Source organism: Ruminococcus sp. (assembly GCF_017650195.1).
Lineage (GTDB): Bacteria > Bacillota > Clostridia > Oscillospirales > Ruminococcaceae > Ruminococcus.
In genome coordinates, this window is sequence record NZ_JAGCFH010000154.1 from 54,560 (window position 1) to 64,717 (window position 10,158).

Consider the following 10,158-nt stretch of genomic DNA (forward strand, 5'->3'; position numbering starts at 1 on the left):
AGGTTGTGGTGTCACCTGCGGCGGATTTTTAAATAATATGAGCGCAGCTAACACAATTACGTCAACTCTCCGCTCTCAACTGACATAGATATGATAATCTTTAACATGAAAGGAAAATACATAAGATGAAGAAATTAATGCTGGGAAACGAAGCCTTTGCAAGAGGCTTATATGAAGCGGGCTGCCGCGTAGTATCGAGCTACCCCGGTACACCGTCCACAGAGATAACCGAGGAGGTCGCAAAGTACGACGAGGTGTATGCAGAGTGGGCTCCCAATGAGAAGGTCGCTATGGAGACAGCTCTCGGAGCTTCCATCGCAGGTGCAAGGAGCTTCTGCGGAATGAAGCACGTTGGTCTCAACGTAGCCGCAGACCCGCTGTATACAGCAGGATATACAGGAGTAAACGCAGGTATGGTCATCGCAGTTGCCGATGATCAGGGTATGCATTCCTCCCAGAACGAGCAGGACAGCCGTCACCATGCTATAGCTTCAAAGGTGCCCATGCTGGAGCCCTCTGATTCCACAGAATGTAAGGAGTTCGTCAAGCTTGCCTTCGAGCTTTCGGAGAAGTACGACGCACCGTTCATAGTAAGAATGTCCACAAGAGTTGCTCACTCGCAGAGCATAGTCGAAATGGAGGACAGGCAGGAGCTTCCGCTTAAGGACTACGAAAAGACCCCCAGCAAGTTCGTTATGATGCCTGCTTATGCAAAGGGCAGACATGTATTTGTTGAGGAACGCACAAAGAAGCTCACAGAGTATGCAGAGACAACTCCTCTAAACCGTGTTGAGATATCCGACAAGGCTGAGTTCGGCGTTATCACCAACGGAGCCGCTTACCAGTACGTAAAGGAAGCTCTAGGCGACAAGGCTTCCGTACTTAAGCTGGGTATGGTAAATCCTCTCCCTGTAAAACTGATACAGGACTTCGCAAAGAAGTATGAGCAGGTATACGTTATCGAGGAACTTGACGGCATCATCGAGACCCACTGCCGCAATATAGGCGTGAACAACGTAAAGGGTAAGGAAATATTCGGTTATATCGGAGAACTTCCACAGTCTGTCATTGCTGAGAAACTTCTCGGTGTGAAGAAGGAGTTCACGGCGCTTGAAGATGAGATCCCTGTACGTCCTCCCGTTATGTGTGCAGGATGTCCACACAGAGGACTGTTCTACTGCCTGAAAAAGCTTGGTGTTACGGTATCCGGAGATATTGGTTGCTACACTCTCGGAGCAGCCGCACCTCTTAACGCTATAGATACAACAATTTGTATGGGTGCTTCCATATCAGGACTTCACGGTTTCAACAAGGCAAGAGGAGCAGAGTCTGAGCACAAGAGCGTAGCAGTTATCGGCGATTCCACCTTTATGCACAGCGGCATGACAGGTCTTGTGAATATCGCTTACAATAATTCAAATTCAACAGTTATCATACTTGATAACTCTATCACAGGTATGACAGGTCATCAGCAGAACCCCACCACAGGCAAGAACCTCAAGGGCGACCCTGCTGCGGCAGTAAACCTTGAAGAGCTCTGCAAGGCTATCGGAATAAAGCGTGTAAGAGTTACCGATCCTTACAAGCTTGCCGAGACAGAGGCTGCTATAAAGGAGGAGCTTGCAGCGGATGAGGCTTCTGTTATCATCTCACGCCGTCCCTGTGCTCTTCTTAAGTACGTAAAGCACAATCCTCCCGTAAAGGTGAATACAGACAAGTGTGTAGGCTGCAAGATGTGCATGAAGCTTGGATGTCCCGCTATCTCAATGCGTGACGGCAAGGCAGTAGTTGACCATACACTCTGCGTAGGCTGCGGAATTTGCCAGGAGCAGTGCAAGGTCGGAGCTATTGAATAATCAGTGAGCAGAAAGTAGAAATTATATCTAAGCACTATGCACTGACCATTAAGGAACTGATTTCTTTTATCAATTTTATAAAGGGAAAAAAATATGCTACAGATGAATATATATGAGGAATTCGCTCACTGGCTGGACGATCTTCTCGAAAACAACGATATGCCCGAGGAAACAAAGGCGTTCTGCTTTAATCTCTATGAGGAGTCTAAGGAGGAGCATATATACGCAGTACAGCTTGTAGCGACCTGCGAGTTCGACCCTGATGACAAGGAGGGCGAATGGGCCTGCGAGGAGGTATGGAGCTGCGAGGAGAATATCTTCACTGTTGATACTTCCGACGAGGATGATACAGGACGCGGACACGCACAGGCTCTCATAAAGGAAATGACTGAGGAGTACCTGAAAAACGGGAAATACAGTGACATTATCAAGGGAGCAGAGGGCGCTGCTATCGGCTTTGTTGACGGCGACCTCGAACTGGTCTCGTGAGCAGTGCGGCAGGGCACGAAAGTAAATTTCAACTTTAAGGAGTAATATAAAATGGAAACTAAATCTATAATGATAGTCGGAGTCGGCGGACAGGGTTCGCTGCTCGCTTCGAGGCTTCTGGGAAATGTGCTGCTTGCACAGGGCTATGACGTAAAGGTCAGTGAGGTCCACGGAATGTCTCAGAGAGGCGGCTCCGTTGTCACTTATGTAAAGTACGGCGAGAAGGTATACTCTCCCGTTATCGAAAAGGGTGAGGCGGACGCTGTTATATCCTTCGAGCTCCTCGAAGCAGCAAGGTGTCTCCCTTACCTTAAGAAAGGCGGAAAGCTAATAACTTCTACGCAGCAGATAGACCCAATGCCAGTCATCACAGGTGCTGCAAAGTACCCCGAGAATCTCGTGGACAAGCTCAGGGCGGCAGGAGCCGAGATAGTTGCTGTGGACGCTCTTTCACTGGCTGAGCAGGCAGGTACGGCAAAGGCTTCAAACGTAGTTCTCATGGGTGTTCTTGCTTCACGTATGGACTATCCCGACGAGCTTTGGCAGAAGGCACTGGAGCAGTGCGTGCCGGCTAAATTCCTCGAACTTAATAAAAAGGCTTTTGAGCTCGGAAAGAACGCTTAAAACTGAAAACGGAGAATCAAAGTATCTTTCACTTTTTTTACAACAGTTATAGAGGATAAAGCAAAGATGGATAATAATTATTGGAATGGTGAAATATATGAAATTTCATCAGGTGGTCAAAAATACTATCTGTCTGAAAAAATGGTTTATTTATAATTGTTCTTCAATTAAATGTTGTATATATAGAGAATTAATAAATGAAAAAATTCTTAATTATCCTTTGCTGTATTATTTTTCTCCCATTTCAATCGTTAAAAGCATATGCGAGGATTCGTTTAGAGAATCTTAGTGTTAAATCTTTCAATATTCCAGATAATGCTGCATATATTGATATGCTTATCGCAATGGACGTGAACGACAAAGATTACGTTCCTTTAAACGAAGATAATATGAAGGCGTACAGCTTTGATATAAGAAAGATAGATGAATACAACGATGATGGATTTATCAGTATATCATGTCATTACAAAAATGTTTATACTGAAATGGAAATAAAACGAATTAATGATGGCAATAATGTCGTTGCACATAATTCTTTTACACTACTCAAATCATACGATGGAAAACTCTTTCAGGATGCTGATTTGGTTTCCAAATTTATCAGAGAAAAACGTAGATTCAAGATTGCAGTAATTGATGACAAGGGCAATGTGATACAGGTGTCAAAGCCTTTTGATATTACAGGTAAAAATGGTGATCTTATCATACCTATCAGCTATGATATCAGTAATAATAGTTTTAAACTGATTTACGAGCATGATGGTGCACCGCTATATTTTGTACGTGCCTTGAATCCGAGACATCTATTTATATTTTTTATACTCGTATTAACTGTTATTGTTGCTGTGATAGTAGTCATCCGCACAAGACATAAAAAGAAATGAATTATCATTATAGTTACAATTAGATAAAAACAGGAACTTTAATCAACATTTTTCCTGAATTAATATTTGCTCAGTAACTAAAATGAGCTTAAAAAAAGAAATGTGATGCACAAATATTCTTTCATATAAAAGAAGTTGTGCTCCCTGAACGCAGTTCAGGGCAATAACCGTCTTACGGTGGTTATTGAGTACACATTGATTATAAATCTCATTACTTAAGGAGTCGAAGTCCAATGGAAAAATATTGGAACAAAGAGATCGAATGTATGTCACGTGAGAAAATGAAAAAGCTCCAGGACGAACGTCTCGTAGCTCAGGTAAAGCACGTATATGGAAACGTGAAGTACTACCGCGATCTCATGGACAAAAAGGGCGTTAAGCCTGAGGACATCAAGGGAACAGAGGATCTTCACAAGCTGCCATTCCTTAGCAAGGCTGATCTTCGTGACGCATATCCCTACGGCTTGCTTGCGAAGCCCCTCAGCGAATGTGTGAGGATACATTCTACCAGCGGCACCACAGGCAAGAGAGTAGTTGCTTTTTATACGCAGAACGATGTAGATATGTGGGACGACTGCTGCGCAAGAGCAATAACTGCAGCAGGCGGAACCAATGAGGACGTTGTTCAGGTAGCTTACGGCTACGGATTGTTTACCGGCGGTATGGGACTGCACGGTGGCTCCCACAAGGTAGGCTCTTTAACGTTGCCTATGAGTTCGGGAAATACCGAAAGACAGATACAGTTTATGCAGGATCTCGGTGCGACGATACTCTGCTGTACTCCTTCTTATGCAGCTTATATAGGAGAAACTCTTCAGGATATGGGGCTTTCTCCCGACGATATCAAGCTCAAGGCTGGTATCTTCGGAGCTGAGCCGTGGACTGAGGAGATGCGCCGCTCTATTGAGAAGTCGCTTGGAATCAAGGCTTTCGATATCTACGGTCTTACCGAGTCAAGCGGTCCTGGCGTTGCATTCGAGTGCTCAGAGCAGTCAGGTATGCATATCAATGAGGACAATTTTATCCCCGAGATAATTGACCCGGATACAGGAGAGGTTCTCCCTGAGGGAGAGGTTGGAGAGCTTGTATTCACAAGCATCACCAAGGAAGCCTTCCCGCTTCTCAGGTATCGTACTCGTGATCTCTGCGTACTTAGCAGGAAAAAGTGCTCATGTGGACGCACGCTCATAAAAATGGCGAAGCCTATGGGCAGAAGCGATGATATGATGATAATCCGCGGAGTAAACGTATTCCCTTCACAGATAGAAACAGTTCTTATAGAACAGGGATATTCACCGAATTATCTTATCGAAGTTGACCGTGTCAACAATACGGATACTCTTGATATCAGCGTTGAAATGAACCCCGAGCAGTTCTCGGACAAGGTAAAGGATATGCAGAAGCAGGAGCGCGATCTTGCCGTTGCTATCAAGACCATGCTGGGTATAAACCCCAAGGTTCATCTTGTATCGCCTAAATCAATAACACGAAGCGAGGGTAAGGCTGTACGAGTTATCGACAGACGAAAGCTTCACGATTAAGGTTTGAGCAGAAGCGTCATCGACGTTGCTGTTGAAATATTTCTACTTATTTTAAGGAGGTTTCATTTATGAAAATCAGATTGTTTTCCACAAATTATATGCCGGAGCAGGAGAAATACCAGAGGTTCGCTGCATTTGAAAATGAACTGAATCAGTTCATTCAGGGGGTTAAGGTCATCGACATCAAGTACAGTACAGCGGCAGGACTCTGCCACGACGCTCAGACCCATGTAAACGAGTACGTTGACGAGCACTCAGTTCTCGTAATGTATGAGGACCTTCCCAAGACAACTGCAAAGAAAAAGTGATCCTTCACGGCTTTGAAAATATCCTGACTTGAAGGAGGAAGATCTTATGTCGAATGTAAGACAGATCTCAGTTTTTATAGACAATAAACCCAATCAGCTGGCAGGCGTCATGAGAATGATGAAGGAGAGCAAGATCAATGCAAGGGCTCTCACAGTTGCCGACACAAAGGATTTCGGTATTCTCCGTATGATAGTCAACGATACCGATAAGGCGGTGGAGAAGCTGAAGGCAGCTTCCTTTGCCGTTGCTGTAACAGAGATAGTCGCAATATCTATCCCTGATTCACCGGGTCAGCTCAGCCGTGTGCTGGATATACTAGGAAGCAGGAACGTAAATATAGAGTATCTCTATACGTTCCTCGGCAAATCGGATAGATCGGTCTCGTTTGTCATTAGGGTTGACGACAACGAAAACGCTTCGGAAGCCCTGACTGACGGGGGTATTATTCAGCTTACCGAAAATGATATTGCCGAGATGTAAGGGTTGCACAAAAAGAATGCCTGCTTGTAAATTTTTTTGAAAACGCTTGACATAATTCCTGTGAATGTTGTATAATATCTATGTAAGATTTAGCGAGAAAATATTCGACGGGAGTGATGGAAAATGGGTATTCTCGATAAATTTAATGACGCAAGCAGAGGCGTTTCGGAGAAGGCTAAAAACATTTCGGAGGCTAATAATCTAAAAAGGAAGATCCTCTATGAAGAGGAAAGAATCGTGGAGATCTTCACTGATATCGGCAAGAAATATTACAAGGATCACGGCGAGGACCCTGAAGGTCTCAAGGTTCTTTGTGATGATATAGATACAAGACGCAGAAGAATTAAGAAGATGAGATATGAGCTCAACGGCATCAGAGGCTATAAGGTATGTCCCAAGTGCGACGCTGAGGTCAATGAACGCTTCCAGTTCTGTGGACGTTGTGGCGCAAGACTTCCTGATATCGAGGACGAGGACTTCATGTCACTTGAGCCTAATGATTATTACACGGAAAGCAGCAATAACTTCTTCAATGCTGATCCAAACAAGAATTATTGATCATAAGGGCTGTTCTGAGGTTATCGGAACAGCCTTTTTATACCTGGGGACGCTGCTAAGGCGGATGCTTATTAGTCTGCATAATGCCCTTGCAGGTATGCAGAGCAGGAACCAGAAGCAGGAAAAGGGGATACATATCTGCCCGAGAAAATTAAAGGGCATATCAGAGTAATCCCATACGTTCCAGTGCATAATAACATTGTCGAAGATACCGACGGTAAGTTCTATGGCGGTTATGATGAGCGAGCCTGCCACACAGCTACGTATGAGCGTTAGCTTGCGGCGGCTGTTCAGGGCGTAGAGCGCAGCCAATACCGCTCCGCCGGTGAGAGACATGGTCCAGTGAGTATAGCCGCGCATGGCTATTTCGATAAGACTGTAGCAGAAATAACCCATAAGAAAAGAAAATAACAGCTGTGAAAGCTTCATAGTATCACCTCAGAAACTATTATCGCCGTTTTTTACAATGGATATACAGAAAGGGAGTTGGATTATATGAGAAAGAGCTGCATACTTATGCACATATCGAGCCTGCCGTCAAACTACGGCATAGGAAAAATGGGAAAGGCTGCATTTGACTTTGTTGACTTTCTGAAGTCGGCAGGAGTTAAATGCTGGCAGATACTGCCCCTTTCTCCTACGAGCTACGGGGATTCTCCCTATCAGTCCTTCTCGGTATACGCTGGAAATCCCTACTTCATTGACTTTGAGGTACTTGAGGGGGACGGCCTTCTTGAGCGACATGAGTACGACATGTTTGACTGGGAAAACGAGCCCGACAAGGTGGATTACAGCCTGCTTTACGATAACTGCTACGATGTGCTTCACATTGCCTATGAGCGCTTCAAGCCTGCTAAGTTCCCAGATTACAGGAAGTTCTGCACTGAGAATAAAAAATGGCTGGATGAGTATGCATTGTTCATGGCGCTGAAATTTCACTTTGAGGGTAAGCCGTGGTACCTGTGGGAGGAGGATATCTCCATGCACAGGGCCAAAGCTGTTGCACAGGCGAAAAAAGATCTGAAAAAGGAGATTGGCTTCCATAAGTTCATACAGTTCGAGTTCAGCCGTCAGTGGAGAGTGCTGAAAAAGTATGCCAATGACAGCGGCATTGAAATAATAGGCGATATACCAATATACTGCGCTCTGGACAGCGTTGAGGCATGGGCTTCTCCCAAGCTTTTCTGGTTCGACAAAGAGCGCAAGCCCGTTGCGGTGGCAGGCTGTCCGCCTGATGACTTCTCGCCCCTCGGACAGCTCTGGGGAAATCCACTGTACGACTGGGATTATCATAAAAAGACTGGATACGAGTGGTGGATTGACCGTATCGGCGCCGCATCAAAGCTCTACGATATAGTACGTATAGACCATTTTCGTGGCTTTCAGAGCTATTATACCATACCATATGGCAACGAGGATGCAACTGTGGGAGAGTGGAAGAAGGGTCCGAACTACGAGCTGTTCAAGCTTGCTGAGAAGAAGCTGGGAAAGTTGAATATCATTGCGGAGGACCTCGGCTTCATTACTCCAGAGGTGAGAAAAATGCTGGACAAATGCGGCTATCCTGGCATGAAGGTGCTTCAGTTCGCATTCTCGGACGGCCGGAACGAGTATCTGCCACATAATTACAGCAGTACAAATTACTATGCATATACGGGTACTCATGATAATGAGACTCTTAACGGCTGGGTGGAGACCCTCGATAAGAAGTCCCTTAAATTCACGTTGAAATACCTCGGCGTAAAGCGCAAAAAGGATATCCCTGCGGCTGTGATACGTGCCGCGTGGGGAAGTGTTGCGGAGGTGGCTGCGGCACAGATACAGGACTTCCTTGACAGCCCGAAGGAGGGAAGGATGAATACGCCCTCCACTCTCGGCGGCAACTGGGAGTTCCGTACTCATACCTCTGATTTTACGCCGGAGCTTGCGAAGAAGATCAAAAAGCTGAATAAGATGTACAACCGATAAAAAGAGGTGTATGATGTGAAAAATAGAACTGTTTGGGCAGTGATCGCAGCAGTGCTGCTGACAGGCTGCTCTGCTAAGGAGTCTAAGGTGCAGGATAATGCCAAAGACGAAACAGCTGCAGTGACAACAGAAGTTACTTCCACAGTGACTTCTGCGGAAACTACAACAGCTAAGGAAACCACTACCAAAAAGACAACCGCAAAGGTGACGACCACAAAGGCTACTACCGTACAAACGACGACAGCAGCTTCGACCACCGAGGCTCAGACGACAGCAGCTCCACAGAACACGACTTCACCTGCTCCCGTAAAGCATTACACCCTTGAGGGGTACGATGGCCCTGAGGAGATACCGGAAGCAGAGTGGAATGCTCTTACAAAGGTGAATGAGAAATACGGCACAACCTTTGAAGTCATTGCCAGAACCCTCTGCTGGGAGTCAATGCCCAGCTCTATACTTAACGATGACGGTACGACAAGTACTATCCCGGTTGACCGCGATTACAATAAGCCCCTCGTGGTGGCTTATAGCTTAAATGGAAGTGACGGTGTTGCCTTTACGGTATATTTGAAAGAAAATACAGATGATATAACCGATGACACCTATTTCTATTACCACTACATGGAGCAGCTCCATAATGAAGCAGCAGGCTCTCTGCGAAAACTTGTGCCAGGCGGAAAGGTATATTTCAATGGAATGGACAACGGTAGGCTTCCATTTGAAAGTCCTGCCCAGATGACATATGAAGAGTTCCGGCAGGCTTTGGCTGATAACAAGGGATCTGTGTTCGGAGATGTATTTGTCGCAGAAGGAATGGACGTTTCCGATGATATGAGGGCATACAGCCCCCGCAGGGGGCACGGTCAGCCCGGAGAGTGCGGGTATATTCTGCAATTCCATGTGAGTCAGGTATCTCAGGAGGATTACGACAGCCTTGATGATATCATGGCAGAATATCCGAGAGGCATCAAGTCGAAATTAATAAACTAAAGGAGAAGGGGATATGGATAAGAATTTGTTTATTGAGAAATTCACAGGCAGACTTCCTAAGGATATAAAGAACGCAAGTCCGCAGCAACTTCACGATGCTCTCGGAAAGACGGTAATGGAGATGTTCGCTAACAGGTGGAGCAGCGCTCGTCAGGAGCACCTTTCGAAGCGCCGTGCAGCCTATCTGTCTATGGAGTTTCTTGTGGGAAGAGCGGTATATAATAATCTGCTGGTGCTCGGTATTTATGACGAGGTGGACGCAGCTTTTAAAGAACTGGGGCTCAATCTTGCAGACCTTGAGGAAATAGAAGACGCAGCTCTTGGGAACGGCGGTCTTGGCAGACTTGCTGCCTGCTTCCTTGACAGTGCCGCAAGCCTTGGACTTCCTCTTGATGGTTATGGTATACGCTATAAGTACGGACTGTTCAGACAGTCCATAGTTGACGGCTTTCAGCGTGA

General features: G+C 45.7%; 12 protein-coding genes. 11 read left to right on the plus strand and 1 reads right to left on the minus strand.

Translation table 11 applies throughout. The annotated features are described in order from the left end of the window. Nucleotides 1-125: 125 nt before the first annotated feature. The 8 genes from iorA to J6U00_RS07190 all read left to right on the plus strand — a co-directional run bounded on the left by iorA (nt 126) and on the right by J6U00_RS07190 (nt 6,741). Entirely contained in the window at nt 126-1,856 is a 1,731-nt protein-coding gene (gene iorA / locus J6U00_RS07155) for an indolepyruvate ferredoxin oxidoreductase subunit alpha (RefSeq protein ID WP_296580545.1), read from the plus strand. Nucleotides 1,857-1,949: 93 nt separating this feature from the next. Beyond that, nucleotides 1,950-2,345: a hypothetical protein gene (locus J6U00_RS07160; RefSeq protein WP_296580546.1), complete on the plus strand. Its 396-nt coding sequence runs from the start codon at nt 1,950-1,952 to the stop codon at nt 2,343-2,345. Between the two features lie 51 nt (nt 2,346-2,396). Then, the gene (locus J6U00_RS07165) at nt 2,397-2,969 is read left to right on the plus strand and encodes an indolepyruvate oxidoreductase subunit beta (protein ID WP_296580547.1); all 573 of its coding nucleotides are present in this window, start codon (nt 2,397-2,399) and stop codon (nt 2,967-2,969) included. 197 nt (nt 2,970-3,166) lie between these two features. After that, a complete protein-coding gene (locus tag J6U00_RS07170) occupies nt 3,167-3,853 on the plus strand; it encodes a hypothetical protein (RefSeq protein ID WP_296580548.1) in 687 nt (228 codons plus the stop codon). A gap of 233 nt (nt 3,854-4,086) precedes the next feature. After that, nucleotides 4,087-5,394: a phenylacetate--CoA ligase gene (locus tag J6U00_RS07175; RefSeq protein WP_296580549.1), complete on the plus strand. Its 1,308-nt coding sequence runs from the start codon at nt 4,087-4,089 to the stop codon at nt 5,392-5,394. Nucleotides 5,395-5,462: 68 nt separating this feature from the next. After that, entirely contained in the window at nt 5,463-5,702 is a 240-nt protein-coding gene (locus J6U00_RS07180) for a hypothetical protein (RefSeq protein WP_296580550.1), read from the plus strand. 46 nt (nt 5,703-5,748) lie between these two features. Further along, nucleotides 5,749-6,183 (plus strand): amino acid-binding protein, encoded by a 435-nt coding sequence (locus tag J6U00_RS07185; protein WP_296580551.1) that lies wholly within the window; start codon nt 5,749-5,751, stop codon nt 6,181-6,183. 123 nt (nt 6,184-6,306) lie between these two features. Continuing rightward, complete coding sequence (locus tag J6U00_RS07190; protein ID WP_296580552.1) at nt 6,307-6,741, plus strand: zinc ribbon domain-containing protein; 435 nt, start codon at nt 6,307-6,309, stop codon at nt 6,739-6,741. On the opposite strand, the gene J6U00_RS07195 is transcribed toward J6U00_RS07190, so the two are convergent. Further along, nucleotides 6,742-7,170 carry a hypothetical protein gene (locus J6U00_RS07195; protein WP_296580553.1) on the minus strand — a complete coding sequence of 143 codons (429 nt, stop codon included), beginning with the start codon at nt 7,168-7,170 and terminating at the stop codon, nt 6,742-6,744. 66 nt (nt 7,171-7,236) lie between these two features. On the opposite strand from J6U00_RS07195, the gene malQ reads away from it, so the two are divergent. From malQ to J6U00_RS07210, 3 genes are all read left to right on the plus strand, one after another. Beyond that, nucleotides 7,237-8,709, plus strand: a complete 1,473-nt coding sequence (gene malQ, locus J6U00_RS07200; RefSeq protein WP_296580554.1) for a 4-alpha-glucanotransferase — start codon at nt 7,237-7,239, stop codon at nt 8,707-8,709. A 15-nt stretch (nt 8,710-8,724) separates the two neighbouring features. Beyond that, entirely contained in the window at nt 8,725-9,699 is a 975-nt protein-coding gene (locus J6U00_RS07205; protein ID WP_296580555.1) for a hypothetical protein, read from the plus strand. A 13-nt stretch (nt 9,700-9,712) separates the two neighbouring features. Further along, nucleotides 9,713-10,158 (plus strand): glycogen/starch/alpha-glucan phosphorylase (locus tag J6U00_RS07210; RefSeq protein WP_296580556.1); only part of this gene is annotated, 446 nt, incomplete at its 3' end.

Bases quoted from the DNA above. Each gene is read 5' to 3' on its own strand.
- J6U00_RS07185 (WP_296580551.1), top strand. From the start codon at position 5,749: ATGTCGAATGTAAGACAGATCTCAGTTTTTATAGACAATAAACCCAAT.
- J6U00_RS07165 (WP_296580547.1), top strand. From the start codon at position 2,397: ATGGAAACTAAATCTATAATGATAGTCGGAGTCGGCGGACAGGGTTCG.
- iorA (WP_296580545.1), top strand. From the start codon at position 126: ATGAAGAAATTAATGCTGGGAAACGAAGCCTTTGCAAGAGGCTTATAT.
- J6U00_RS07180 (WP_296580550.1), top strand. From the start codon at position 5,463: ATGAAAATCAGATTGTTTTCCACAAATTATATGCCGGAGCAGGAGAAA.
- J6U00_RS07195 (WP_296580553.1), bottom strand. From the start codon at position 7,170: ATGAAGCTTTCACAGCTGTTATTTTCTTTTCTTATGGGTTATTTCTGC.
- malQ (WP_296580554.1), top strand. From the start codon at position 7,237: ATGAGAAAGAGCTGCATACTTATGCACATATCGAGCCTGCCGTCAAAC.
- J6U00_RS07170 (WP_296580548.1), top strand. From the start codon at position 3,167: ATGAAAAAATTCTTAATTATCCTTTGCTGTATTATTTTTCTCCCATTT.
- J6U00_RS07190 (WP_296580552.1), top strand. From the start codon at position 6,307: ATGGGTATTCTCGATAAATTTAATGACGCAAGCAGAGGCGTTTCGGAG.
- J6U00_RS07175 (WP_296580549.1), top strand. From the start codon at position 4,087: ATGGAAAAATATTGGAACAAAGAGATCGAATGTATGTCACGTGAGAAA.
- J6U00_RS07160 (WP_296580546.1), top strand. From the start codon at position 1,950: ATGCTACAGATGAATATATATGAGGAATTCGCTCACTGGCTGGACGAT.